At 32.5% G+C, this 25,182-nt stretch carries 24 protein-coding genes; 14 read left to right on the top strand and 10 right to left on the bottom strand.

All coding sequences use genetic code 11. The annotated features are described in order from the left end of the window. Positions 1 to 4: 4 nt before the first annotated feature. The 7 genes from fabG (at position 5) to ACFWTK_RS05410 (ending at position 6,333) form a co-directional block, all read left to right on the top strand. Positions 5 to 757 (top strand): 3-oxoacyl-[acyl-carrier-protein] reductase, encoded by a 753-nt coding sequence (gene fabG, locus ACFWTK_RS05440; RefSeq protein ID WP_415875165.1) that lies wholly within the window; start codon positions 5 to 7, stop codon positions 755 to 757. 24 nt (positions 758 to 781) lie between these two features. Then, complete coding sequence (gene fabF / locus ACFWTK_RS05435) at positions 782 to 2,023, top strand: beta-ketoacyl-ACP synthase II (protein WP_415875075.1); 1,242 nt, start codon at positions 782 to 784, stop codon at positions 2,021 to 2,023. A gap of 4 nt (positions 2,024 to 2,027) precedes the next feature. Then, a complete protein-coding gene (gene accB / locus ACFWTK_RS05430) occupies positions 2,028 to 2,543 on the top strand; it encodes an acetyl-CoA carboxylase biotin carboxyl carrier protein (protein WP_415875074.1) in 516 nt (171 codons plus the stop codon). A gap of 86 nt (positions 2,544 to 2,629) precedes the next feature. Continuing rightward, a complete protein-coding gene (fabZ, locus tag ACFWTK_RS05425; protein WP_415875073.1) occupies positions 2,630 to 3,055 on the top strand; it encodes a 3-hydroxyacyl-ACP dehydratase FabZ in 426 nt (141 codons plus the stop codon). Between the two features lie 9 nt (positions 3,056 to 3,064). After that, positions 3,065 to 4,408: an acetyl-CoA carboxylase biotin carboxylase subunit gene (locus tag ACFWTK_RS05420; RefSeq protein ID WP_415875072.1), complete on the top strand. Its 1,344-nt coding sequence runs from the start codon at positions 3,065 to 3,067 to the stop codon at positions 4,406 to 4,408. A gap of 97 nt (positions 4,409 to 4,505) precedes the next feature. Then, the gene (accD, locus tag ACFWTK_RS05415; protein WP_415875071.1) at positions 4,506 to 5,372 is read left to right on the top strand and encodes an acetyl-CoA carboxylase, carboxyltransferase subunit beta; all 867 of its coding nucleotides are present in this window, start codon (positions 4,506 to 4,508) and stop codon (positions 5,370 to 5,372) included. A gap of 16 nt (positions 5,373 to 5,388) precedes the next feature. Beyond that, on the top strand, positions 5,389 to 6,333 hold the full coding sequence (locus ACFWTK_RS05410; RefSeq protein WP_415875070.1) for an acetyl-CoA carboxylase carboxyltransferase subunit alpha: 945 nt from the start codon (positions 5,389 to 5,391) through the stop codon (positions 6,331 to 6,333). A gap of 94 nt (positions 6,334 to 6,427) precedes the next feature. Here the strand turns inward: ACFWTK_RS05410 and ACFWTK_RS05405 are convergent, their stop codons facing one another. The 6 genes from ACFWTK_RS05405 to larA all read right to left on the bottom strand — a co-directional run bounded on the left by ACFWTK_RS05405 (position 6,428) and on the right by larA (position 12,678). Next, on the bottom strand, positions 6,428 to 7,627 hold the full coding sequence (locus ACFWTK_RS05405) for a cation:proton antiporter (RefSeq protein ID WP_415875069.1): 1,200 nt from the start codon (positions 7,625 to 7,627) through the stop codon (positions 6,428 to 6,430). 187 nt (positions 7,628 to 7,814) lie between these two features. Next, the gene (locus ACFWTK_RS05400) at positions 7,815 to 8,972 is read right to left on the bottom strand and encodes a pyridoxal phosphate-dependent aminotransferase (RefSeq protein ID WP_415875068.1); all 1,158 of its coding nucleotides are present in this window, start codon (positions 8,970 to 8,972) and stop codon (positions 7,815 to 7,817) included. 30 nt (positions 8,973 to 9,002) lie between these two features. Beyond that, positions 9,003 to 9,728: an amino acid ABC transporter ATP-binding protein gene (locus tag ACFWTK_RS05395; RefSeq protein WP_415875067.1), complete on the bottom strand. Its 726-nt coding sequence runs from the start codon at positions 9,726 to 9,728 to the stop codon at positions 9,003 to 9,005. Further along, entirely contained in the window at positions 9,721 to 10,374 is a 654-nt protein-coding gene (locus ACFWTK_RS05390; RefSeq protein WP_415875066.1) for an amino acid ABC transporter permease, read from the bottom strand. The genes ACFWTK_RS05395 and ACFWTK_RS05390 overlap by 8 nt, the downstream gene beginning before the upstream one ends. A 121-nt stretch (positions 10,375 to 10,495) precedes the next feature. Further along, entirely contained in the window at positions 10,496 to 11,302 is an 807-nt protein-coding gene (locus ACFWTK_RS05385) for an ABC transporter substrate-binding protein (protein ID WP_061858572.1), read from the bottom strand. 98 nt (positions 11,303 to 11,400) lie between these two features. Next, positions 11,401 to 12,678 carry a nickel-dependent lactate racemase gene (gene larA, locus ACFWTK_RS05380; RefSeq protein ID WP_415875065.1) on the bottom strand — a complete coding sequence of 426 codons (1,278 nt, stop codon included), beginning with the start codon at positions 12,676 to 12,678 and terminating at the stop codon, positions 11,401 to 11,403. A gap of 180 nt (positions 12,679 to 12,858) precedes the next feature. Between larA and ACFWTK_RS05375 the strand changes: the two genes are divergently transcribed. The 3 genes from ACFWTK_RS05375 (at position 12,859) to ACFWTK_RS05365 (ending at position 17,467) form a co-directional block, all read left to right on the top strand. After that, entirely contained in the window at positions 12,859 to 13,479 is a 621-nt protein-coding gene (locus ACFWTK_RS05375; protein ID WP_415875064.1) for an amidase domain-containing protein, read from the top strand. A gap of 469 nt (positions 13,480 to 13,948) precedes the next feature. Continuing rightward, complete coding sequence (locus ACFWTK_RS05370; protein WP_415875063.1) at positions 13,949 to 14,830, top strand: DUF4351 domain-containing protein; 882 nt, start codon at positions 13,949 to 13,951, stop codon at positions 14,828 to 14,830. 279 nt (positions 14,831 to 15,109) lie between these two features. After that, on the top strand, positions 15,110 to 17,467 hold the full coding sequence (locus ACFWTK_RS05365; protein WP_415875062.1) for a helicase C-terminal domain-containing protein: 2,358 nt from the start codon (positions 15,110 to 15,112) through the stop codon (positions 17,465 to 17,467). A gap of 49 nt (positions 17,468 to 17,516) precedes the next feature. On the opposite strand, the gene ACFWTK_RS05360 is transcribed toward ACFWTK_RS05365, so the two are convergent. Continuing rightward, positions 17,517 to 18,632 carry an HD-GYP domain-containing protein gene (locus tag ACFWTK_RS05360; RefSeq protein ID WP_415875061.1) on the bottom strand — a complete coding sequence of 372 codons (1,116 nt, stop codon included), beginning with the start codon at positions 18,630 to 18,632 and terminating at the stop codon, positions 17,517 to 17,519. A 157-nt stretch (positions 18,633 to 18,789) separates the two neighbouring features. Between ACFWTK_RS05360 and ACFWTK_RS05355 the strand changes: the two genes are divergently transcribed. From ACFWTK_RS05355 to ACFWTK_RS05340, 4 genes are all read left to right on the top strand, one after another. Continuing rightward, positions 18,790 to 19,071: a hypothetical protein gene (locus ACFWTK_RS05355; RefSeq protein ID WP_415875060.1), complete on the top strand. Its 282-nt coding sequence runs from the start codon at positions 18,790 to 18,792 to the stop codon at positions 19,069 to 19,071. 115 nt (positions 19,072 to 19,186) lie between these two features. Next, positions 19,187 to 20,428, top strand: coding sequence for a competence/damage-inducible protein A (locus tag ACFWTK_RS05350; protein WP_415875059.1), 1,242 nt, complete (start codon positions 19,187 to 19,189; stop codon positions 20,426 to 20,428). 27 nt (positions 20,429 to 20,455) lie between these two features. After that, the gene (locus ACFWTK_RS05345) at positions 20,456 to 21,328 is read left to right on the top strand and encodes a DegV family protein (protein WP_415875058.1); all 873 of its coding nucleotides are present in this window, start codon (positions 20,456 to 20,458) and stop codon (positions 21,326 to 21,328) included. Between the two features lie 256 nt (positions 21,329 to 21,584). Continuing rightward, positions 21,585 to 22,793: a dicarboxylate/amino acid:cation symporter gene (locus ACFWTK_RS05340; RefSeq protein ID WP_415875057.1), complete on the top strand. Its 1,209-nt coding sequence runs from the start codon at positions 21,585 to 21,587 to the stop codon at positions 22,791 to 22,793. 70 nt (positions 22,794 to 22,863) lie between these two features. On the opposite strand, the gene ACFWTK_RS05335 is transcribed toward ACFWTK_RS05340, so the two are convergent. The 3 genes from ACFWTK_RS05335 to ACFWTK_RS05325 form a co-directional block, all read right to left on the bottom strand. Further along, positions 22,864 to 24,057, bottom strand: coding sequence for a S8 family serine peptidase (locus ACFWTK_RS05335; protein WP_415875056.1), 1,194 nt, complete (start codon positions 24,055 to 24,057; stop codon positions 22,864 to 22,866). A gap of 90 nt (positions 24,058 to 24,147) precedes the next feature. Further along, positions 24,148 to 24,579 (bottom strand): DMT family transporter, encoded by a 432-nt coding sequence (locus ACFWTK_RS05330; RefSeq protein ID WP_415875054.1) that lies wholly within the window; start codon positions 24,577 to 24,579, stop codon positions 24,148 to 24,150. 97 nt (positions 24,580 to 24,676) lie between these two features. Beyond that, positions 24,677 to 25,174, bottom strand: a complete 498-nt coding sequence (locus ACFWTK_RS05325) for a dUTP diphosphatase (protein WP_415875053.1) — start codon at positions 25,172 to 25,174, stop codon at positions 24,677 to 24,679. Positions 25,175 to 25,182 lie beyond the last annotated feature (8 nt).

Genomic DNA, 25,182 nt, shown 5'->3' with positions numbered 1-25,182 from the left:
AATGATATTAAAAGGAAAAAATGCCATAGTAACAGGAGCTAGCAGAGGAATCGGAAGAGCAATTGCAATAAAGCTTGCAGAACTTGGTGCTAATGTAGTTTTAAATTATAGAAGTAATTTAAACTCAGTACAAGAAGTGGTTAAGAAGGTTGAAGAAAAGGGAGTAAAGGCATTAGCAATCAAAGGAGATGTAAGCAGCTTTGATGATGCTAAGAGAATAGTAGACGAAGCTATAGAAAACTTTGGCTCAATAGATATTTTGGTAAATAATGCAGGTATAACAAAAGACACTCTTCTTATGAGAATGAAGGAAGAGGACTTCGATAAGGTTATAGAGGTAAATTTAAAAGGAGTATTCAACTGCACAAAGCATGTGGTACCTGTGATGTTGAAGCAAAGAAGCGGCAGAATAATTAATATTTCCTCTGTAGTAGGATTATCAGGAAACGCAGGTCAGGCAAACTATGCAGCTGCTAAAGCTGGAATCATTGGATTTACAAAGTCTATAGCTAAGGAAATAGGAAGTAGAGGAATAACTGTAAATGCTATAGCGCCAGGATATGTTCAAACAGATATGACCGAAGCTTTATCTGATAAAGTAAAAGAGCAAATAAAGGCTAATATTCCTTTAAGAAGGATTGGAACCCCTGAAGATATAGCAAATGTAGCTGCCTTTTTATCTTCAGAAGGAGCTAGTTATATAACAGGGCAAGTGCTCAGCGTAGATGGCGGAATGCATATCATATATAGATTTTAAAGGTTAAGTAGGGAGTGAGTTATGGTGAAAAACAGAGTAGTTATTACAGGTATAGGGGCTATTACTCCTACAGGTAATGATGTGAATACATTTTGGAATAACATTAAAGAAGGAAAATGTGGAATTGATAATATAACAGCTTTTGATACAACTGATTATAAGGTTAAATTAGCTGCTGAGGTTAAAAATTTTGATGCAGCTGATTATATGGATAAAAGAGAAGCTAGAAGAATGGATAGGTTTTGTCACTTTGCTATGGCAGCAGCAGATGAGGCTGTAAGGGATGCAGGTCTTGATCTAGAATCTCTTGATAGAGAAAGATTTGGAGTTATCGTAGGCTCAGGAATAGGCGGCATAAGCACTATAGAAGAACAACATAAAAAGTTAATAGAAAGAGGACCAAATAGAATATCACCATTTTTTATACCTATGATTATAAGCAATATGGCAGCTGGGAATATAGCTATAAAATATGGAGCTAAAGGAATTTGTACTACAATAGTTACAGCCTGTGCTACAGGAACTCATGCTGTAGGAGAAGCTTTTCATAATATAAGAAATGGATTGTCAGATGTAATAATTGCAGGAGGAGCAGAAGCTTCAATAACACCTCTATCAGTAGCTGGATTTATATCACTTACAGCATTAAGCACAAGCAAAGACAAAAATAGGGCATCTATTCCTTTTGATAAGGAAAGAGATGGTTTTGTTATGGGAGAAGGTTCAGGAATATTAATTCTAGAATCTCTTGAGCATGCGATAAAGAGAAATGCAAAGATATATGCAGAGGTAATTGGTTATGGAGCTACTTGTGATGCTTATCATATAACTTCACCAGCGCCAAATGGAGAAGGTGGAGCAAGAGCTATGAAACTAGCTATTAAAGATTCTGGCATAGGAGAAGAAGAAATTTCTTATATAAATGCTCATGGAACAAGCACACCATACAACGATAAGTTTGAAACTGCTGCAATAAAGACTGTATTTGGAGATTACGCATATAAGGTACCAATAAGTTCAACTAAGTCAATGACAGGACATCTTCTTGGAGCAGCAGGAGCTATAGAAGCTATTATCTGTGTGAAGGCTTTAGAAGAAGGCTTTATACCTCCAACTATAGGGTATAAGGTTAAAGATGAGGAATGCGACTTAGATTATGTTCCAAATAAGGGAAGAAAACAAGAACTAAAATATGCTATGTCCAATTCATTAGGTTTTGGAGGGCACAACTCAACAATAGTTTTAAAGAAATGGGATGAGAGGTAGAGTTATGGATTATAAAGCTATTCAAGAACTTATAAAGACTATGAGCGATTCTAAGCTTACATCCTTAGAAATAGAAGCAGAAGGCATTAAAATCAAATTGGGAAAAGAAAGCCAAGTTAATAGGTTAGAAGAAGATAAGTTAAATATTAAAAAACAAGAATGTACTAACAATTTAGAAGTTAGTGAATTAGAAGTTAGAAAAGACAGTGGATTAGACGAAGTAAGTTTAGAGAGCGTTGTTAGAAATAAAGAGGAAGTAAAAAGTAAAAAAGATGAAAATCTTATAGATATAAAATCTCCAATAGTGGGAACTTTTTATGCAGCGCCATCTCCAGAGGAGCCTCCTTTTGTATCAGTTGGAGACAAGGTAAAAAAGGGAGATGTTCTCTGCATAATAGAAGCTATGAAGCTTATGAATGAAATAGAAGCAGAAGATGACTATGAAGTAGTTGAAGTTTTAGTAGAAAATGAAGAAATGGTGGAGTATGGAGAGACAATTTTTAAAGTTAAAAAACTTTAAAATTAAAATTGACAATTAACGGTTAGTAATTGTCAATTTTCAATGTGAATTATAATCATTGATTATAAAGATTGGAGTGATAAAAGATGCTTGGTATAAAAGAGATCCAAGAAATAATTCCTCATAGATACCCTTTCCTTCTTGTTGATAGGGTAGAGGAATTAGAGGAAGGCAAGAGAGCTGTTGGATATAAGAATGTAACTATGAATGAATATTTCTTTCAAGGACATTTTCCAGATGAGCCAGTTATGCCTGGAGTGCTTATGGTAGAGGCGCTTGCTCAGGTTGGGGCAATAGCTCTTTTAAGCAAAGAAGAGTTTAAGGGTAAAATAGCATATTTTGGGGGAATTAATAAGGCTAAATTTAGACGTAAGGTTGTTCCAGGAGATGTGTTAAGATTAGAAGTTGAAATAATAAAGATGAAGGGACCTGCTGGTATAGGAAAAGGAGTAGCTACTGTTAATGGAGAAAAGGCAGTGGAAGCCGAGATTATGTTTGCAGTAGGAAAGTAGGTGGAATATATGTTTAACAAAATCTTAATTGCTAATCGTGGAGAAATTGCAGTTAGGATAATTAGAGCATGTAGAGAAATGGGAATTGAGACAGTAGCAGTATATTCCGAAGCAGATAAAGATGCCATCCATGTAAGTATGGCAGATGAGGCTGTATGTATTGGACCAGCAAAGGCAAGTGAAAGCTATCTTAACATGGAAAACATAATAAGTGCTACGGTTCTTACAGGGGCTCAGGCAATTCATCCTGGCTTTGGATTTCTATCTGAAAACAGTAAGTTTGCAGAGATGTGCAGAGAGTGCAACATCACATTTATAGGACCTGATGTGGAAACTATGGAAAACATGGGTAATAAATCAAGGGCTAGAGAAATAATGATAGGGGCAGGAGTTCCAGTCACTCCAGGAAGTATGGGAAATCTTGAAACCTTAGAAGATGCTCTAAAAGAAGCAGAGAGAATTGGATACCCAGTAATGATTAAGGCTTCAGCTGGGGGCGGCGGAAGAGGTATAAGAATAGCAAGAGATAGAGAAGAGGTTATAAAGGTATTTGATACAGCAAAGAGAGAGGCTAAAGGAGCTTTTGGAGATGACAGCATGTATATGGAAAAGTTTATTGAAAATCCAAGGCATATAGAGTTTCAAATACTAGGAGATAACTACGGAAATATAATACATCTAGGAGAGAGGGACTGTTCTATACAAAGAAGAAATCAAAAGGTTTTAGAAGAAACACCTTGTCCTGTAATGAATGAAGAATTAAGAAAGAAAATGGGAGAGGTTGCAGTAAAGGCTGCTAAAGCCGTTAATTATAAAGGGGCAGGAACTATAGAATTTTTAGTAGACAATAAAGGTAATTTTTACTTTATGGAAATGAATACTAGAATACAGGTAGAGCATCCAATAACAGAGATGGTAACAGGAATAGATTTAGTAAAAGAACAGATTAAGGTTGCTTCTGGTGAAAGGTTAGAAGTAACTCAAGAGGATGTAAGCCTTAAAGGACATTCAATAGAATGCAGAATAAATGCAGAAAATCCGGAAAAGGGCTTTATGCCATCACCAGGAATTGTTAATATTACGCATATACCAGGTGGGAGTGGAATAAGAATAGATAGTGCTTTTTATCAAGGGTATAGAATGCCTCCTCACTATGATTCTATGCTAGCAAAGCTCATAGTTCATGGAAGAGATAGAGATGAAGCCATAAATAAAATGAAAAGAGCCTTGGAGGAGTTTGTAATAGAAGGTATAGATACTAATGTAGATTTTCAACTAAAAATACTTCATAATAATACTTTTACCAAAGGCGCTTATAATACAGGATTTATAAAAAATGAATTTAATTATTAAATGCAATATAAGTTAGAACATAGCCTATTATAGTTTAATATATTAGGTTATTTTATAACAACAACTTTCATATTGTTGTTGAAGGCAGGTGAATTTTATGTTTAAGTTCAATCCTATGTTTAAAAAGACCAAGTATATAACTTTAAAAAATTCCATAAATGACAGAAATGAAGAGGAAAATACCCCTAATATACCTAGCGGTATGTGGATAAAATGCCGAAGCTGTGGAAAAATCTTATACAGAAAAGATTTAGAAGAAAATTTTAAAATTTGTCCACACTGTGGAAAACATTATAGAATGAGCGCTAAAGAGAGAATAGATTTAATTGTAGACACAGGGACCTTCAGGGAAATGGATAAGGATATGAAAACATTAAATCCATTAGGCTTTCCAGAGTATCCTGAGAAGATAAAATCTTCTCAAGAGGTATCAGAACTAAATGAAGCCGTGGTTACAGGTATAGGTAAGATTTATGGAAAAGATGCAGTGATAGGAATTATGGACAGCAAATTTATGATGGGAAGCATGGGCTCTGTTGTGGGAGAGAAGATAACTCGTGTAATTGAGAGAGCTACAAAAGAAAAACTCCCAATTATAATATTTACAGCCTCAGGTGGAGCTAGAATGCAAGAAGGAATGTTTTCTCTGATGCAGATGGCAAAGACCAGCGCGGCTATAGCAAGACATAATGAAGAAGGACTTTTATATATATCCGTACTTACAGATCCAACTACAGGAGGTGTTACTGCAAGTTTTGCCATGCTTGGGGATATTATTTTATCAGAGCCTCAGGCGCTTGTGGGATTTGCAGGCAGAAGAGTAATAGAGCAAACCATAAAGCAAAAACTTCCGGAGGATTTTCAAAGTGCAGAATTTTTATTAGAGCATGGATTTATAGATAAGATAGTAAAGAGAAATGAACTTAAGAAGACATTATATAGAATTTTAGACATACACTCCTAAGGGTGAGGTGATTTTTTTGCTAGAGTGCGAAAAGAAAATCAGTGAAATCAATAAAAAGATAGAAGAATTAAAAAAGTTTTCCAAAGAGAAAAATATAGATTTGTCTCTTGAAATAAGCGAGTTCGAAAAGAAGCTAAAAGAGCTTAAGGAAAATGAATATAAAAATCTATCTCCTATGGATAAGCTTATATTATCAAGAATGATAGAGCGTCCAACAGCCCTTGATTATATAGAAAGAATTTTTGATGGATTTATAGAATTTCATGGAGATAGGTATTTCGGTGATGATGCTTGTATTATAGGAGGTATTGGAAAGCTAAATGGAATGCCTTGTACTATAATAGGACAGCAAAAGGGAAGAAATACAAAAGAAAATATAAAAAGAAATTTTGGTATGCCAAATCCAGAAGGATATAGGAAAGCCTTAAGACTTATGAAACAGGCGGAAAAGTTTAAGAGACCAGTAATTTGCTTTATTGATACACCAGGAGCATTTCCAGGAAGAGGTGCAGAAGAAAGAGGTCAAGGAGAAGCTGTTGCTAAAAATCTTATGGAAATGGCAATGCTAAGAACTCCAATAATATCAATCGTTATAGGAGAAGGAGGCAGCGGAGGAGCTTTAGCACTATCCGTAGGAGATGAGATATGGATGCTTGAACATGCTGTATATTCAGTGCTTTCACCAGAAGGCTTTGCTAGCATTTTATGGAAGGATTCTTCAAGAGTAGTAGAAGCAGCTGATATAATGAAGATAACAGCTCAAGATTTAAAATCTTATAATATAATAGATAAAATTATAGAAGAACCTTTAGGAGGAGCTCATAAAGACGTAGATTTAATGGCTGATAGAATTAGGGAGGAGCTTTTAAAGGTTAATTTTCATGAATTAATGAAAGATATAAACTGCACTTTGGATAAAAGATATAGTAAGTATAGAACTATAGGAAAATATTTAGAATAGAATATGTTAAAGTATAATTATGATAAATATATAGAGATGTAGTTACACAGTGCACGGCGTATGCAATCACATCTCTATATAATTTTTGAGTTTTTTAAGCTGCTTTATGAGAAATAGAGATATTTTCTTTAAAAGCTAATTTCAATAAAATTGGCGTTATTAAAGTTGAGAATATAACTACAGCAATTATAGGACCTAGAAATTGTTTTTGAATTAGATTTATAGCAGCACCTTTATTAGCAACAATAAGGGCTACCTCTCCACGAGAAACCATGCCTATTCCTATTTGAAGACAAGATTTATTGTCATATCTGCATAGCTTAGCTCCTAGACCGCATCCAATTACCTTAGTTAGTATTGCTACAACTGTTAATATTATGGTAAATAGCAGTAAAGAACTGCCAGCAGATGATAAATAATTATTAATTCCTATACTAGCAAAGAATATAGGTGAAAGCAGAAGATAAGATAAAACTTCTGTTTTACTTTTAACATAGTCTGAATTAACAGTATTTGAAATTATTATCCCTGCAATGTACGATCCAGTGATATCAGCAATACCAAAGTATGCTTCTGCTATAAAGGATAAAATCAAGCAAAAAGAAAAAGCGAATAAAGGAAATCTCCTCTTAGGACCGTGGCGAAGGCTTAGAAAGACAAAAATCTTTCTGAAAATCAAGCCGCTAACAATGGATACTAAGAAGAAGGCAGCTATTTTAATTAAGGAATAAAGTATATTTACAGAAGGATCATTAAAGCTAGTTACTATAGTAAGAAGTATTATGCCTAAAATATCATCTATAATAGCAGCTCCCATTATAGCAGTTCCTGCACTGGTTTTTAATTTTCCAAGTTCCTGAAGCGTCTCTACAGTAATGCTAACAGATGTAGCTGTTAATACCACTCCCATAAATATATTTTCAATAAGCTTCTGATTGCTTAAATTAAAAAAGCTTCCATCATTGTTGAAGAAACTAGCAACTGCAAATCCCCCCATTAAAGGAACTATAACTCCGATTAGAGCAATAATAAAGGAGGCCTTTCCACACTTCTTCAGCTCATTAAAGTCAGTATCGAGACCAGCTTGAAACATAAGAACAATAACACCAAGCTCGGACATTTTAGAGATAAAGTCTGTCTCGTGAACCATTCCTAAAACAGAAGGGCCCAAGATTATACCAGCTAAAAGTGCTCCTACTACTTGAGGCATCTGAATTTTTCTGGTAAAAAGCCCTAATACTTTAGTTGTCAATAAAATAATAGATAAGTCTAGCAAAAAATGAATAGATAGCATAGATGCCCACCCCCACGATTAAAATTATTTTTACATAAATACATTATATTGTATTTACAAAAAAAATTATACTACACAGTACAAAGAAATTCAAAGTAAATTTTAAATTAATTAAATTTGAAATGGAAAATAGAAAAGAGCACTGGAAAAAAGTTCTAGTGCTCTTCTTTATTACAATATAATTTTATTAAACGTTAAACAAGTTTTTTATTCTATGGAAAGCTTCTTCTAATTTCTCCATGTCAACAGTACAAGCTATTCTAACAAAGCCTTCACCACTTTTGCCAAAAGCATTACCTGATACAACAACAACTTTAGCCTTTTCTAAAAGCACTTTAGAAAACTCTTCAGAAGTCATTCCCGTACCTTTTATATCAGCAAATAGATATATGCCGCCTTTTGGATCTAATACTTTCATAACTTTAATTTCATTTATTTTGTTTGCTGCATAAATCATACGCTCTTCAAAACCTTTTACAATAGTTGGTTGGACTTTATTTCTGTTTCTCAAGGCATAAATGGCTGCCCTTTGTGAAATAGATGGTGCTGAGAAAGTTATACTTTCATTAATTTGCACCATGCAATCAATAACATAGTCTGGGGCAATGGCAAAGCCAACTCTCCATCCAGTCATTGCATATCCCTTTGAAAAACTTCCTAAGAGAACACTTCTTTCTTTCATACCTTCAATGGAAAGGATAGATGTATGTTTTTTATTATTAAACATAATAGCATCATATACTTCATCAGAAATAACAACAAGATTTTTTTCTATTGCTACCTCACCTAAGGCTTCTAAAGTTTCTTTATCATAACATGCCCCTGTAGGATTATTAGGAGAATTGATGATGATTGCTTTAGTTTTTTCGTTAATTAAACTCTTCAATCTATCTATGTTTATATTAAATCCTTCATCTTCCTTTGTGATCAATGTAACTATTTTACCTCCAACATCTTCGATTTGATCTTTGTATGGAGTAAAATAAGGCTCTGGTACAATTACCTCGTCACCTTCATCTATAATGGATTTAAGGACTAAATACATTCCATGACAAGCACCAACAGTGACCATTACTTCATTTTCTTTCACATCAATATTATAATCATCTTTATAAAACTTAGTAATCTCCTTTATAAGCTCTGGGTCTCCAGATGGCTTTGTATATCTAGTATGTCCATTTAAGGCATCCTTAAAAGCTGCATCAGTTATAGTACTGTCTGTTATAAAGTCTGGGTCCCCAATGCTTAAATTAATGATATCTTTATCTCCTAGTAAGGAAGCAACTGAAGACAAAGGATTAGAGTTATCATTCAAATATTTTTTCCCCAAAAATCTGCTTTTCATAATTTATCCCCCTTTTTATAAGCTGCACCCTTAAGATAAGACCTTGCTTAAAAAGTCTTTAGTTCTAGGATTCTTTGGATTGTTAAATACTTCTTCTGGAGTCCCTTCTTCGATGATGTTTCCTCCGTCCATAAAGAAAATCCTATCTCCTACTTCTTTAGCAAATCCCATTTCGTGAGTAACAACCACCATTGTCATTCCCTCTGAGGCAAGTTCCTTCATTACATTCAATACTTCACCAACCATTTCAGGGTCTAATGCAGAAGTGGGTTCATCAAAAAGCATAACGTCTGGTTCCATGGCTAAAGCTCGGGCTATAGCTATTCTTTGCTTTTGACCACCGGAAAGTTGAGAAGGGTAGCTATTTGCTTTATCATCAAGACCTATTTTCTTTAAAAGTTTAAATGCAATAGCTTCTGCTTCTTCCTTTGATTTCTTTTTTACCTTTATTGGTGCTAAAGTTATATTCTCAAGAACGGTTTTATTAGGAAACAAATTAAACTGCTGAAAAACCATTCCCATTTTTTCACGTAAATGATTTATATTAACCTTTTTATCTGTAATATTAGTACCTTCGAAGATTACCTCGCCCTCAGTTGGAGTTTCTAATAAGTTTAGGCATCTTAAAAATGTACTTTTTCCAGAACCGCTAGGTCCAATAACAACTACAACCTCACCCTTATTAATGTGGGCGTTTACTCCTTTAAGAACATGGACGTGATTAAATTTTTTATGCAAATTATTTACCTTAATCACTAGTTTTCATCCTCCTTTCAAGTAATCCAATACATTTAGACAATGTAAATGTCATTATAAAATACAAAACTGCAACTACTATTAAAGGTTCAAATGAAAGATATGTTACTCCTCTTATGATATCAGAAGTTCTGGTGAGTTCTGTAAGCCCTATAACCGACACTATAGAAGATTCTTTTATAACTGTAACAAATTCGTTACCTAAAGCAGGTAAAACATTTTTAACAGCTTGAGGAATGATAACTTCCTTCATGGTCATACCATAAGTCATACCTAAGCTTCTAGCTGCTTCCATTTGGCCCTTATCAACAGCTTGTATTCCTGATCTTATTATTTCTGCTACATATGCTCCACTATTAATTGATAAAGCTAATATAGCAGATGGGAATTCAGGAAGTTCTATTCCTAAAGCAGCGGGTATACCGAAGTAGAATAAAAACAATTGAATCATTAAAGGAGTACCTCTTATAAACTCTACGTAAGCTGTAGAAATAAGTTTAAGTATCTTATTATTAGAAAGTCTCATTAAAGATAATAGGGTACCTAAAATTGTTCCAAATAAAACTGTCAAAAAGGCTAACAATAAAGTCATTTTTGCACCGGCTAAGAACATCGGATAGTATTTTCCTAAAAAACTAAAGTCCAATTATAAATCCCTCCTATAAATTGAAAAATTATAACTAAAAAACAAAAAATAAACAATTGATCTTAACTAACAAAAGATAATGGCTTAGCCATTATCTTTTCCTAAGTTACTCTATAGTATGTTATTCAATCATATTGCTTGCGTCTACAATAAATTGATTAATCTTATCTTCGGTCATAAGTCTATCTAAAGTTTTATTTATTGAATCTAAAAATTCTTGGTTATTCTTTGTTACTGCTATAGCAGATCCTTTTTCTGAAATAGATTTATCAAATTCTATATCAGACATGGATAAATCTTTATTTTTATCTGCATAAGATTGTCCAACAGGAAGTTCTACTACTAAAGCATCTACCTTTTTATTCTTAAGTTCAAGAATTAAATCTGTAATTTTGCTTAAAGATTTGATTTCAGCATCTTTAATTTGAGATTTTGCTATTTCTTCCTGAGTTGAACTCAATTGAACTCCAACTTTTTTACCCTTTAAGTCATCTAAAGATTTTATTTTATCTTTATCTTCAGCTCTTACTAAAACTGCTTGCTTAGCTACATAATATACCTTTGAGAAGTCAACTTCTTTTGCTCTCTCAGGAGTTGGATTCATACCAGCTATAACCATATCAACTTTGTTGCTTTTTAGTGCGCCTAATAAGCCCTCAAAGTTCATATCCCTTATTTCTAATTTTACACCTAAGTCTTTTGCAATTTCTTCAGCTATCATTATGTCGAAACCAACAACCTTATCTTCACCATTTACTTTTTTATGAAATTCATATGGTGGATAGTCACCGCTTGTTCCAACTATTAAAGTACCATTTTCTTTAACTCTTTCCATAGGTGATTTAGTTTTGCTACAAGCTGAGAAAGTAAATATCATGGCAGTCATTAACGTTAATGTAACTAATTTATTTAATATATTTTTTTTCATAGAATACAACTCCCTTTTAATTATCTTTTGTATTATTATACATCAATATTTATAAATATTCAATAAGATTTATTAAATTTTTATGAAAAAATTATACTTTAAGATTGAACAGGTAATGTACTTCCCGCTGTAGGCATTAAATATATTAAATCAGCATTGTCTACAGCATCTTTAGCACAATATATAGCATCTTCTAAATTGCTTGTAATTTTAATATTGCAGCATTCTAAGGACTTTGGATCCATGGAAGAAACTAATATTAGATTGTATTTAACCGCCATTTCGCATATAACAAAAGCAAAAAACTTTGCAATTGTATATTCTCTTCTAACTTCCTGCTCTCTTTCTGCATTGTTTTTAAAGTTATAGAATATATGCTCCATATCTTTATGACCTAATCCTTCTATACATTCAGCAACCAAGATGATAGTGCCGCCTTCACGTACAGCTTCCACTGAATTGCTTAAGGCTTTTGAAGCTTGATAAAGATCTATATCTTTAGGATACCCACCAGCTGAGGCTATAATAACATCAGCCTTTTCTTTAATATTGAAGCTGTCTATTGATTTTAGTATTTCACAGCCTTTTCTGTGGGCAGTAATATAATTACCTGCAACGGCAGCTGTAAAATTGCCATCTGAATCTAGTATTACATTAAATAAAAAGGATGGATTTACAAATTTAGCAGCTTCAAGCATGTCCTCACTAAAAGGGTTTCCATCCATAAGAGCAGTTCTAACCTTTGGATTGCTTCCTGGGCCATTTGGATTTAGTGAAAGAGAGTGATTTTGCATTACAGTTTCATAACCACTGATACCTGGCAATATGCCTTTTCTTCCTCCACCAAAACCAGCTATATCGTGAAAGACAATTCCTCCTGTAAGGATAATATGTTTACATTGAAGTGCAAATTTATTTACATAAACTTCAGTACCAAAAGATGTGGTACCAACATATTGAAGATTGTCCTTATTTCTGCAGTCATGATCTATAATTTTAAATCTATCAAAAAGCTCTTTACCCATAATCAATTTATGTTCTTCTTCAGTTTGTTTTCTATGTGTTCCTAATGCACATAGAAAGTGAATGTTATCATCTTTAACTCCTGCTTCTTCTAACTCTTTAATTACATAAGGCAAATATACAGATGGTTTTTGCCATAATCTTGTAACATCTGGTACTATAATGCACACATCTTCATCTGGCTTTACTATATCCTTCAATCTTGGACTATCGATTGGATTTTCAATAGCATATTTTAATATTTCTTCTTCTTTTTTTAATTGAGCAGAAGATAGACTGCTTACGATTTTTACATTTTTATGTTCAAAATTTAAATCAAAATGCTTTTCTCCGTATTTCATTGATACTTTCATTTTTTACACCTCCTCTTTTTATTATATATAATACACTAATATGATAAAGCATAATCTATATTATAAGGCATAATATACATTTCGGATATGAATTTTTTATATGGCAAAGGATGTCCTTTAGCATAAAACATACTTATATTTTATATTTATATAATGATAACAATTATTTTAGAGGATATTATGAGTGAATATAATAGAGGAAATGACATTATCTCAAAAGGGAATTTACACTATGACAGAATGTTAGCTAAAGAATATGCAGAAAAATATGCCTTAACTCCTAACACCAGTCATTATCCATATTTTGAAAATGATGATTGTGCAAACTTTGTATCTCAAGTCTTAAAGGCTGGAGGAATGGAGGAATTAGGAAGAAAGTGGGATAAAATTGATTCCTGGTTTTGTAAAACAAAGGATGAGAAAAATTTAACTAATATATCTATAACCTGGAGGGCTGCTCGATATTTTAGAAGGCATTGGGGCAATGAAAACGGTTTAGGAGCCAATAGAGCCGCAGCATATACTGCTATAACAGTTCAACAAGCATTGGATAATTTTGATAGATTATTCTCCTTATTAAATATAGGAGACGTAATACAATATGGTGATCCTGAGAATAAATATCCATATCATACTCAAGTTATACATGATAAAGGGTATAACTGGAAAATAGGCAGATATGACTTATTCTTGGCGCAACATACGAAAAATAGGCTTTATGTATCATTCTACCATTATTTAAACAATTTTGCGGATAAAGATATAAGACCGGTGTATATTTATAGAATTAAGGACGATTAGGAAATAAATTGTGACAATCTTTAATATTGAACCTCCGTATGAGATTTGCATTTAGGAAAGCTTCACTACGCAAAGAAGCTCTAATATTTCTGGCTTTAAAACCCCTAAACCTTCTAAACTCACTGCCGTTCAGACAATAGAAGGTTCTTACGGTGTTTTAAATCCAGAAATAAAGAGCTTCTAACGCTTGTTCAACGCTTTCTACAATGCAAATCTCATACTCCGGTTCAATATTAAAAAGATTATTCACATTTATTAAAGAAAAGCATTTTTCTAAAAGTAAATACACATACAGACAAATCTAATATTAGACTTACAATTATTAGCATTTATTTAAATTTCATATTTAGGTGCACTTAATAAAATTGAATCGCAATTTTATTATATGGTGCATTACTAGTTTTAAATAGAAAATAACTTTTAATAGGTATATAATAAAGTTATAACAAATGTATGAGCAGGTGAACTTATGAAGCAAACTAACTATGAAGATATAATTATGAAGAGAGCTATGGACTTATTTGCGGAAGAAGGTTTGAAGTTCTTTGGTATAAATAAAAAAGTAAAAGAAGTTGCTCCAACTGAGTTAATAGTCTTAGAAACTAAAAAAATGTATATGGATTATACATTTCTTATGGAAGATGACTCTTATATACATTTTGAATTTCAGACGACAGATAAAGGAAAAAAGGACTTGAGAAGATTCAGAGCGTATGAAGCACTTCTAAGTCACCAAACTGAAAAAGACGTGATAACCTATGTTGTATATTCAGGTGATATTGTAAATCCATTAGATAGCTATAAAAGTGGCATAAATACATACAGAATACAAGTTATTTCAATGGTAGAAAAAGATGGAGACAAAATTTTCGATGAAATAGCAGAAAAAATCAAGGGTGGAGAAGAGATAACAAAACAAGATATAATAACATTAACTTTTACTCCAATTATGGGAGGAAAGTTAACAAAAGCCGAAAAAATTGTAAAAGCTATTAGAATAACCAAAGATATAAATAAATATAGGTACGATGTTCAATCAATACTATACGCCTTTGCAAGTAAATTTTTAAAAGAAAGAGATTTAGAAAAGGTAAAGGAGGAATTAAGAGTGACTGAACTAGGAAAGAGTTTAATAGAAGAAGGCAGAGAACAAGGACTAAAAGAAGGACTAAAAGAAGGTAAAGAACTTGGAAAAGCAGAAATGCTTATTAAGTTATTAATGAAAAAATTCAAAAAGGTTCCTGAGGAATATAAAGAAAAGATTATGAAATTATCCAATGATACTTTGGATTTAATTGCAATGGAAATATTTGATATAAATTCAGTGGAGGAATTAGAGAGGTATTTCTAGTTTAGGAGTTTATGCGCTAACGTGCAAGGCTTAACCGCTTCCCTTAGTTTATAAAAGACTAAACTTCCTCGTATAATATATTTTTTAGCCCAGTAGCTACTATAGACGTTTCATCAGAAGCATCTATAGTAGCTATTTCAGCTTTTACCTAAACTTCTCCACTCTCCACTTGCGCATTGACGCCTCCACTTAAGAAAATTGCATGGTAATTTTCTATAATACTCAAAAATAAGTTATAATTTTAAGTATAAACTATACATAATCGAGAGGATAAAAAGTATGGAAGAGAAAACCACTATAAAGCTTTCTGTTAGAAACCTTGTGGAGTTTGTTTTAAGGTCTGGGGATTTGGTTTCAACTTTTACGGGAAGCTCTAGAAATGTGGATGCTATAAAGGTGCATCAGAAAATACAAAAATCAGCTCCTAAGGAATATAAGAGTGAGGTAGCACTTTCTTATACTATAGAGGATGAAGGTATAATTTTAGAAGTAGGGGGACGTGCTGACGGAATTATAGAGGAAGAGGATAGGATTATAATTGATGAGATAAAGACAACTACAGCTCCTTTAGAATTTGTAGAAGAGGATTATAATGAGCTTCATTGGGCTCAGGCTAAGTGCTATGGATTTATATATGCTAAGGAAAATAATTTAGAAAATATATATATTCAGCTTACATATTATCAAATGGATACAAAAGAAATTAAAAGGTTTATGAAGAGTTTTGACTTTCAAGAATTGGAAAAGTTTTTCTATAGCTTGATAGATCAATATATGGATTGGGCAAAGATGCAGCAAAGCTGGGTGGAAGAGAGAAATAGATCCATAATGGAGATGCCTTTTCCATTTAAAAGTTATAGAGAGGGACAAAGAAGGCTTGCGGTAGCTGTATACAAAACAATAGTTGAGGAAAAGAAAATATTTGCTCAAGCTCCTACAGGCATAGGAAAGACTTTGGCTTCGCTTTTTCCAAGCATTAAAGCTATGGGAGAGGGACACACCTCAAAGATATTTTATCTTACAGCAAAAACTATAACTAGAACTGCTGCGGAAAAGGCTGTAGAAAAAATGAGGGGGGAAGGTCTTAGAATTAAAAGTCTTACAATTACAGCTAAGGATAAAATATGTTTTAAAGAAGAGAAAAATTGTGATCCTGAAAAGTGCGAATACGCTAAGGGACACTTTGATAGAGTAAATGAAGCTGTGAAGGATATTTTTAAGGAAGATAAGCTCTCTCGAGAGGTTGTTGAAGAATATTCTAGAAAACACAGAGTATGTCCCTTTGAGTTTTCTTTAGAATTGGCTAATTTTTCGGACTGCATAATATGCGATTATAATTATGTATTTGATCCTAGAGTATATCTAAAAAGATTTTTTTTAGAGGGAACTACAGATTTTACATTTTTAATTGATGAAGCTCATAACCTGGTTGATAGAGCAAGGGAAATGTTTTCTGCGGAACTTAACAAAAAAGAAATATTGAAGTTAAAAAAAGATACATCAGAGAAGGCCAAGGAAGTTTCAAGAATTCTTAATAAAATCAATTCAGAGATGATTAAGTTTAGAAAGCTGTGTCAGGAGAACGGCAGCAATGCTTATATAGATAAGGAACCTCCTAAGGATATAATACCTCTTTTAAGGGAATTCTCATTTCATGCAGAAAAGTGGTTTTTGGAAAATAAAGAGAGTAATGAAACTTTTAAAGATGAACTTATGGAGTTTTATTTTAATGTCCTAAACTTTATAAGGACTTTTGATGTATATAATGATACATATGTAACTTATGCAGAGAAGCTTGGAGATGATGTTAAGTTAAAATTATTCTGTCTAGATCCCTCACTTTTGCTTCAGGAGGGAATGAAGAGAGGAAGAGCCGCTATTTTATTTTCAGCTACTCTAATGCCTATGGATTATTTTGTTGATATTCTTGGAGGAGATGAAAATTCATACAAAATAAGATTAGACTCACCTTTTAAAAGGGAGAATCTTTGCTTAATAATGGACAGCAGCATAGCTACAACATACAGAATGAGAAAGTTTACCTATGATAAAATAGTAGAAGATATTGAAAGAATTTTTGAAACTAAGAGAGGAAATTATCTAGTATTTTTTCCATCATACGAGTACATGAATGAAGTTCATACAAGGTATTCTCTAAAAAATCCCCATGTAAAAACTCTGTGTCAAAGCTCCTTTATGAGGGAAGAAGAAAGAGAAGAATTTTTAAACAGTTTTTCTAAGGACAATAAGGAGGGCCTAGTTGGCTTTGCTGTCATGGGAGGAATTTTTTCGGAAGGCATTGATTTAACTGGAGATAGGTTGATAGGAACTATAATAGTGGGAGTTGGTCTTCCTCAGATTTCCTTAGAGAGAAATATAATAAGGGATTATTTTAAGGATAAAAACAATAAGGGCTTTGAATATGCATATATGTATCCAGGTATGAATAAGGTCATGCAGGCTGCAGGAAGAGTAATAAGAACAGAAGAAGATAAGGGAGTAGTTCTCTTAATCGATGAGAGATTTTCTTACCGAAGTTACTATAGGTTATTTCCAAGGGAATGGAGAAACTTAACAGCTCTTAAAAGTTCAAAAGAAATAGAAAAGATTACTAAAGACTTCTGGAATATAAATTAGGGCTAGTTTTGCAACGATGGCTTGTTTGCATATAACTAGCCCTTATCTTTTAAATTTCATATACTACTCTTTGAATTACTAGGTTCAACTCTTCTACAAGATCTATGAAAGTTCCTTTTCTATATTTATCTCCTTCATCCTTAGTTTTTATTAACTTTAACTTTGGACGTAAAGGATAGTATGGACAAATTTCTTCTACTACTCCAATATCACCATTATTAAGTTCCACTATAGTTCCTTCTGGATAAGGAATTATGACAGAGGAAAAAGCTCTTACTGTCTCATAATCAAAATGAGTTCCTCCATTAGCAAATATATACTCAAGAGCTTCATTTGGGGACATAGCTCTTCTATAAGGCCTGTCCGAAGTTAGAGCATCATATACATCAGCTACGGCTGTTATCTTAGATAACTTAGTTATCTCATCTCCATGCCTTCCATCAGGATAGCCAGTACCATTTATCTTTTCGTGATGCTGCAGCACTACAACTCTAGCTGGAGGGGAAATTTCAAGATTCCCTTTTAAATATTCATAACCTTTATTTGAATGAGTTTTTATAATTTGAAATTCTTTAGAAGTTAATAGTCCTTTTTTATTTAAGATTTCCTTGGGAATAAAAACTTTACCGATGTCATGAAGAAGTGAACCTACGCATAAATCTAAAAGTTCTGACTTCCTTAATTTGAGTTGGGTTCCAATGATTAGGGCTATTATACTAACATTTACGCAGTGTTGATAGGTATAGTTGTCCATACTCTTTATATCAACTAAATTTATCATTATGTTTTTTCGGCCGAGTACTTCATCTAACAAATCTTCAGCTACTTCTTTAATGGAGGAAGAATACGATACACTTTTTTTAATATCATTACTGGATACTTTAGGGGAAATGCTATTAGAAACATAGTTATGTATATTTGAAAAAGTATCTTTAATTACCTTTATACATTTTTGTCTTATCTCTGGCTTAATTATATCTTCTATCTCTTTTTCACTATATTCATCGGTTATATAAATTGAATATATACCTAGGTTTTGAACTCTTTTTAAAAGTTTTGAATTGAGCCTAACTCCTTCTCTCAATAGTACTCTTCCGTCGTTGTCGAATATAGTTTTTCCAAGACAACATCCATCTTTCACGCATTCAATAGGTACAATTCTCATTTTAATGACCTCTTTTATTCACTTGAATCAAATTTCTGATATAGTAGATTATATACTATTTTGAAATAAATGAAAAGGTATATTGACAATCGAACAAATGTTCTATATAATCGAATCATGTAGTTATTTGCACGATTTTATAGATGGGGGTACATTTATGCAAGAACATGGCAGTTTTTTTGTTAGGGTGAATTATTCCATTCAAGGTAAGGACAAGAGTGAAAAGTGTACAGGAGCACATATAACAAAGATAAAAGTTGATGGAGAGAATAAGTATTTAATAGGTGGAGGATACATCAATAGGAATGGAGGTTCATTCTTATTTAAGGTAAAGAACCTGAAAGAAGCAAATGAGGTTGCTAAGAATAGTGCATTTATAAAGGATAAGATATATAGTTACGAACTTATTATATTAGATGAAAAAATCAGAATAGCATAATGAAGAGAGTTTACTGTCGTATTTTGAACAATAGATTATATATATATCTATTGTTTTTTTGATATAATAATTATTGACTAAAGCACTATGTTTAAAAAGGAAAGAAGGGCAAATAGTGAGAGCAGAAATATTAGCAGTAGGCACAGAGATATTGTTAGGTAATATAGTAAATACCAATGCTCAGTATATAGCAAACAGATTAGCTGAACTAGGTATAGAGGTATACCATCAATCAGTGGTTGGAGATAATCCAGAGAGGCTAATGCAGGCTTATGATTTAGCCTTTAAAAGAGCAGACCTTATAATAACTACAGGAGGACTTGGGCCAACTAAAGATGATTTAACTAAGGAAGTAGCATTTGAATACTTTGGAAAGAAGGCAGTTCTTCATGAAGAATCACTAAAAGAAATAGAGGATTATTTTAAAAGAATAAACATGCCTATGGCGGAGAGCAATAAAAAGCAAGCATTCTTTCCAAAAGATGCAATTATAATGAAGAACAAAAATGGTACAGCACCAGGATGTATAATAGAAGAAGATAATAAGATATTAGCCGTACTTCCTGGACCTCCAAGAGAAATGAAACCTATGTTTGAGGAGAGTCTAGTTCCATATCTAAAAAAATTTCAAGATAGTATTTTAGTGTCAAAAACTCTTAGAGTTATAGGATTAGGAGAAAGCAATGTAGCTGAAATTATAGACGATATTTTAGAAAATTCAAAGAATCCTACAGTTGCACCTTACGCTAAAGAAGGTGAGGTTACTTTAAGAATTACAGCTAAGGCAGAGAATGAAGAAAAATGCGAAAAACTAATCATTCCAGTTGAAAAAGAAATTAGAGAAAGACTTGGAATTTCAGTATATGGAGAAGGAGATATTACATTAGAAGAGGTTGTAGGAAAAATTCTAGTTGAAAATAATTTAACTATAGCCACAGCAGAATCCTGTACTGGAGGACTTTTAGGCGGTGCTATAATAAATTATCCAGGAATATCTAAAGTATTTAAAGAAGGGTTTATAACTTATACTAATGAAGCTAAGGTTAAGAGAGTAAATGTATCGGAAAAAACCCTTAGAGACTTTGGGGCAGTAAGCAGTGAGACAGCAGCAGAAATGGCTAAGGGAGCAGCTCTTTCTTCAGGAAGCGATATAGGAATATCTACAACAGGAATTGCAGGCCCAGGAGGTGGAACTGAAGAAAAGCCTGTTGGACTTGTGTACGTAGGTCTTTATATAAAGGGAGAAGTTAAGACTAAAGAACTGCATTTAGTGGGAAATAGGCAGAAAATAAGAAACATGACAGTTATGAGGGCATTAGATTGGTTAAGAAGAGAACTATTAAGTAGGTATATATAGGAGTTATTAAGGAGGATTATAATAAATATGAATACTATTGTAACTACAGATTCAAGTAGTGATTTACCGCTAGAATATGTTGAAAAAAATAATATACCAGCTTTAGGATTGATATGTCATTTAGAAGGGCAGGAATATGTAGACGATTTTGGTAAAACTCTTACATACGAAGAGTTCTACGGTAAATTAAGAAATGGAGCTATGCCTACTACTTCTCAAATAAATGTATATAGATTTGAAGATTTATTTAGAAAGTATGCAAAAGAGGGAAAATCTATAATTCATCTATCTATGTCCTCTAAGATAAGCGGATGTTATAGCAGTGCCAGTATTGCAAAAAAAACAATTGAAGAAGAGATAGAAGGAGCAGATATAACGGTAATAGATACTAAAAGCGCTTCTATTGGAGAGGGAATTCTAGTATATACTGCTGTAGAAATGTTAAACCATGGAGCATCAAAAGAAGAGATAGTAAATTGGGTGGAGGAGAATAAATTAAAACTTCATCATTGGTTTATAGTAGAAGACCTTATTCATTTAAAAAGAGGTGGAAGACTTTCTAGTGCAAAGGCTAATATAGGAACTCTTCTTCAGATAAAACCTTTAATATATATAGATAAGGAGGGAAACCTTGAAAATTTAAGCAATATAAGGGGAAGAAAAAAAGCTATAAAATCTCTTATAGATAAATTTGAAGAAAATATTATAGATACAGAAAATTTGGTTGTAGGTATAAGCCATGGGGATTGTCTTTCTGATGCTCTTTATCTTAAAGAGATGATTCTTGAAAAATATAATGTAAAAAAGGTTTTAATAAATCATGTAGGGCCTGTGATAGCATCTCATACAGGAGCAGGAATGTTATCATTATGTTTTATAGGCAAAGATAGAGTTATATAAAAACTCAATGTTACAAGTTAGAAGCACAAACTAAAAGTTAGAAGTTGAATGTTAAGGGTTAAAAATATTTAGAAAAGAACTAGGCAATGCAGTTTTAGATTGCTTAGTTCTTTTAATTTTTGTAAATAATATGAGAAATAAATATAATTAAATTTTTATTGACAAATGAAGAAGAAGGTGTTAATATCTTACTGTATTTATATTGAATACAAATGTTTTCTGTGTGAGTACAACAACATAAAAGGGGGGAATTTATATGAAAAAGATGGGGCTTTTACCCAAATTGGTTATTGGAATAATATTAGGTATTATAATTGGAATTGTATCAAAGAACACAGAAGTTTATTTCTTTTCAAGAATACTTGTTACTTTTTCAAGCTTATTCGGCAGCTTTTTAACGTTTATCATTCCTTGTATAATAATAGGATTTGTTGCGCCAGGTATTGCAGATTTAGGAAATGGATCTGGAAAGCTGTTAGCTATAACAACAGCAATAGCATATGTTTCTACTATAATAGCAGGAATAGCAGCATATTTGCTTGGAGCATCTATACTTCCTAAGGTAATAAAGGCAGGGGAAGTAGCTAAAAGTTCAGCTGTAGATCTAAAGCCGTATTTTTCAGTAACTATAGATCCAGTAATGGGAGTTATGACAGCACTTGTTATGGCGTTTATGCTAGGAATAGGCATGTCATATATAAAGGGGAATACACTTCTTAATGCAGTAAAGGATTTTCAAGATGTAGTAACACTTGCAGTAAAGAATATAATCATACCTTTTGTACCTGTATATATAACAGGAATATTTGTAAAACTTACAGTTGCAGGAGAAATATTTAGAACTTTAAAGACATTTTCATCTGTTTATATAATATTATTATTACTTCAAGTGGCTTACATCATAGTTCAATATGGGGTAGCTGGAGCTATAAGTGGAAAAAATCCATTTAAATCTTTAAAAAATGAGATTCCAGCATACTTTACAGCACTAGGAACTCAATCATCAGCAGCTACTATTCCGGTAAACCTAGAATGTGTAAGGAAAAACGGAGTTTCAGAGGAAATTGTAGACTTTGTTGTTCCACTATGTGCAACAATTCATTTAGCAGGAGATACTATAACATTAGTGTTAGCTTCTATGGGAGTTATGTTAATGAATGGACAAAATCCAACATTTGCAGTAATATTTCCATTTATATTAATGCTGGGAGTAACAATGGTAGCGGCACCAGGAATACCAGGTGGAGGAGTTATGGCATCCTTAGGACTTTTACAAGATATGCTTTTATTCACTCAACCTCAGCAAGGCTTGATGATAGCATTGCATGCAGCACAAGATAGCTTTGGGACAGCCACAAATGTAACAGGAGATGGGGCTATAGCTATTATTGTAGATTATATTTTCAAAAGAAATAAATCTAAAGGTGAGAAAAAAGTAATAGAAATGAAGACTGCAGAAAGCTAAATAAAAAAGATGTAAGAATTGGCGTAGATAATTCTTACATCTTTTTTATGCTTAAAATAATTTTATAGTATTATGAAAGTAATTTTTTAATATTTATAATACCTGATCCTTGTACGCTTTTAGGTATGTTTAGAAAAGTAGAGGATACTTTAAGGAGAGAAACCACATCTTTATATGTTAAATTAGGATTCTTTTCATATAATAAGGCGCAAACACCGCTTATATAAGCAGCTGCACAGGATGTACCTGTATAGGTGGTGTAAGGATTATCCATAACACGAGGATATAGCTTTTGTCCATCTCTTTCAGATATATAGGATGTATCAGAGTTTAAAGAGCATATGTTTACACAAGCAGCAGATAAATCTGGCTTTTCAAGCTTGCTGCCAGACCCAGCAGAAGAATTCAAATAAGGCTTTTTTACCCCTGATGTATCTATACCAGCTACGGTTATACAATTTTTTAAAAGAGCTATTCCTCTCATAGAATTTTCCACATTGGTATTATGACCGCTTGGCACCACAATAACCAAGTTTTTTTCTATGGCTTTTTCAAAAAGCTTTGAAAATAGAGAAAGATAGAACTTATTATAATCTAATAGTTCAAAAGGAAGGCATATTATTTTTAGATTGCAGGTACTGCTTTCTTCTATTAAAGCATCTATAGCAAATAATATGTCGGATATAAAACCTCTTCCTGCACTGTTAAAAGCTTTTATCATATAAATTTTACTATCTTCAGCTATTCCTTTATACATTCCGTTAGAACTATAGCCGCTGGAAGCAATAAGACCGCTTATAAAGGTTCCGTGGCCGTTATCATCATAAGGATATTTAAGATTATTTATAAGGTCTAAAAAGTTTAAAATCTTATTAGAAGGGCTTTTTAAATCTGGATGAGGATATACTCCGCTGTCTACAATTCCTATACATACATTCTTACCTGTTAATTTGCTTTTATTTTGGAATTTAACTCCGTTTGCCGAAAGTACACTGCTGCCGCATAAGATAGCATAATTATCAAAACAAATATATTTTATCTCAGGATACTCAATAAGCCTTTCTATGACATTAGGAGAAACATTAGCACATATGCATCCTACAGATGGAATTGAACGTATGACATCGCATCTATATACCTTAAGCTTTTTTTCGATTTTGTCTTGGAGAGATTTACAATGTATTAAAACCCTATAATTTTTATAGAGCTTATTTTCTAAGGCATCTTTTAAATTTATATCTAACTTGTTTTTTAAAGAAAACATAGATATCCTCCTGAAATATTACTCTATTATATAATATAGTAATATTAGAGAGGAAATGTTAACAATAAAAAATAGAGAATCAAGGAATCTCTATTTTTTCCATTCAAATATTATTATACCTAAGAGCATAAAAGCCACCCCAATTATTTTAAACATACCAAAGTTGGATTTGTCGGAATCAAAAAGACCAAAGGCTTCAATTAGTGCAGCAGAAATAAGTTGGGCAATTAATATGGCGCTTACTGCATAGGTAGGACCTAATTTAGCCATTCCACACATAACTGTAAGAGTAATAGCAGCGCCAAGGGGACCACCAAGAAGATAAAGCTTATTAGCTTCTCCTATATTTTTTATATTACCTTTTCCTGCAAATAACATTATTACTAGTGTTAAAACAAAAGCTATTCCCTGCACTATTGTATTTGTCTCCCAAAGTCCAATTTTTTCGCTGAGGCGAGTATTAAAAACACCTTGAAGACTCATAAAAAGACCTGCAAGGAGAGAACATATTAGTCCAAACATAAAAAATCACCCTCCAAGGATAGTGTGCCCTAAAATAATAGGTTATATTATTCTCAGAAGGTTAACATTAAAAATTAACTTATTATAAATTTATATATTAGTATCCATTATCTTGTCTTACATGATTTATAGCATTTTTATGGTAATAGGCGTCTTCAATTTCTTTAAAAGTAAAACCTAAGTCATGTCCAACACATAAGAAATCTTCAAACAAAGTTTTGTAGTTATCTCTAGATGAGCAAACTACAAAATCGTTGATATCTATGTACAGGTTAAGAAATTTTTTAGTTAATTCAGTATCTTCACCCTTACAAACAACATCTATGTCACAATAATCCTTATCAAGACCTATACTAAGTATAAAATGCAGGCAGTCTACATATTCCTCAAGTATTTTTTCTTTAGGAGAAGGTCCTTTATTACTCCAAAACTTAAAGCAACGAGTTTCATTAGCAAGCTCACTTATCTCTACCTGAAGAGCTAAAATCTTCTTTGAAAACAGAGATTCATTTTGTAAATGGTGTTCTTCTAAAATTCTTTTATCAAGATTATGCTGTAACTGGAATAACTTATGTAAATCATTATGTAAATTCATTAAGGTTT

Origin of the sequence: Clostridium sp. (assembly GCF_047777555.1) — a bacterium.
In the GTDB taxonomy this organism is placed as follows: Bacteria; Bacillota; Clostridia; order Clostridiales; family Clostridiaceae; genus Clostridium_H.
The sequence above is the reverse complement of the archived record's forward strand: the minus strand, read 5'-3'. Positions and strand labels throughout refer to the sequence as shown.

Coding starts and splice junctions, on each gene's coding strand:
- accB (WP_415875074.1), top strand. CDS start 2,028: ATGGATTATAAAGCTATTCAAGAACTTATAAAGACTATGAGCGATTCT.
- fabZ (WP_415875073.1), top strand. CDS start 2,630: ATGCTTGGTATAAAAGAGATCCAAGAAATAATTCCTCATAGATACCCT.
- ACFWTK_RS05420 (WP_415875072.1), top strand. CDS start 3,065: ATGTTTAACAAAATCTTAATTGCTAATCGTGGAGAAATTGCAGTTAGG.
- accD (WP_415875071.1), top strand. CDS start 4,506: ATGTTTAAGTTCAATCCTATGTTTAAAAAGACCAAGTATATAACTTTA.
- ACFWTK_RS05405 (WP_415875069.1), bottom strand. CDS start 7,627: ATGCTATCTATTCATTTTTTGCTAGACTTATCTATTATTTTATTGACA.
- ACFWTK_RS05400 (WP_415875068.1), bottom strand. CDS start 8,972: ATGAAAAGCAGATTTTTGGGGAAAAAATATTTGAATGATAACTCTAAT.
- ACFWTK_RS05385 (WP_061858572.1), bottom strand. CDS start 11,302: ATGAAAAAAAATATATTAAATAAATTAGTTACATTAACGTTAATGACT.
- larA (WP_415875065.1), bottom strand. CDS start 12,678: ATGAAAGTATCAATGAAATACGGAGAAAAGCATTTTGATTTAAATTTT.
- ACFWTK_RS05375 (WP_415875064.1), top strand. CDS start 12,859: ATGAGTGAATATAATAGAGGAAATGACATTATCTCAAAAGGGAATTTA.
- ACFWTK_RS05370 (WP_415875063.1), top strand. CDS start 13,949: ATGAAGCAAACTAACTATGAAGATATAATTATGAAGAGAGCTATGGAC.
- ACFWTK_RS05365 (WP_415875062.1), top strand. CDS start 15,110: ATGGAAGAGAAAACCACTATAAAGCTTTCTGTTAGAAACCTTGTGGAG.
- ACFWTK_RS05360 (WP_415875061.1), bottom strand. CDS start 18,632: ATGAGAATTGTACCTATTGAATGCGTGAAAGATGGATGTTGTCTTGGA.
- ACFWTK_RS05355 (WP_415875060.1), top strand. CDS start 18,790: ATGCAAGAACATGGCAGTTTTTTTGTTAGGGTGAATTATTCCATTCAA.
- ACFWTK_RS05345 (WP_415875058.1), top strand. CDS start 20,456: ATGAATACTATTGTAACTACAGATTCAAGTAGTGATTTACCGCTAGAA.
- ACFWTK_RS05340 (WP_415875057.1), top strand. CDS start 21,585: ATGAAAAAGATGGGGCTTTTACCCAAATTGGTTATTGGAATAATATTA.
- ACFWTK_RS05335 (WP_415875056.1), bottom strand. CDS start 24,057: ATGTTTTCTTTAAAAAACAAGTTAGATATAAATTTAAAAGATGCCTTA.
- ACFWTK_RS05330 (WP_415875054.1), bottom strand. CDS start 24,579: ATGTTTGGACTAATATGTTCTCTCCTTGCAGGTCTTTTTATGAGTCTT.
- ACFWTK_RS05325 (WP_415875053.1), bottom strand. CDS start 25,174: ATGAATTTACATAATGATTTACATAAGTTATTCCAGTTACAGCATAAT.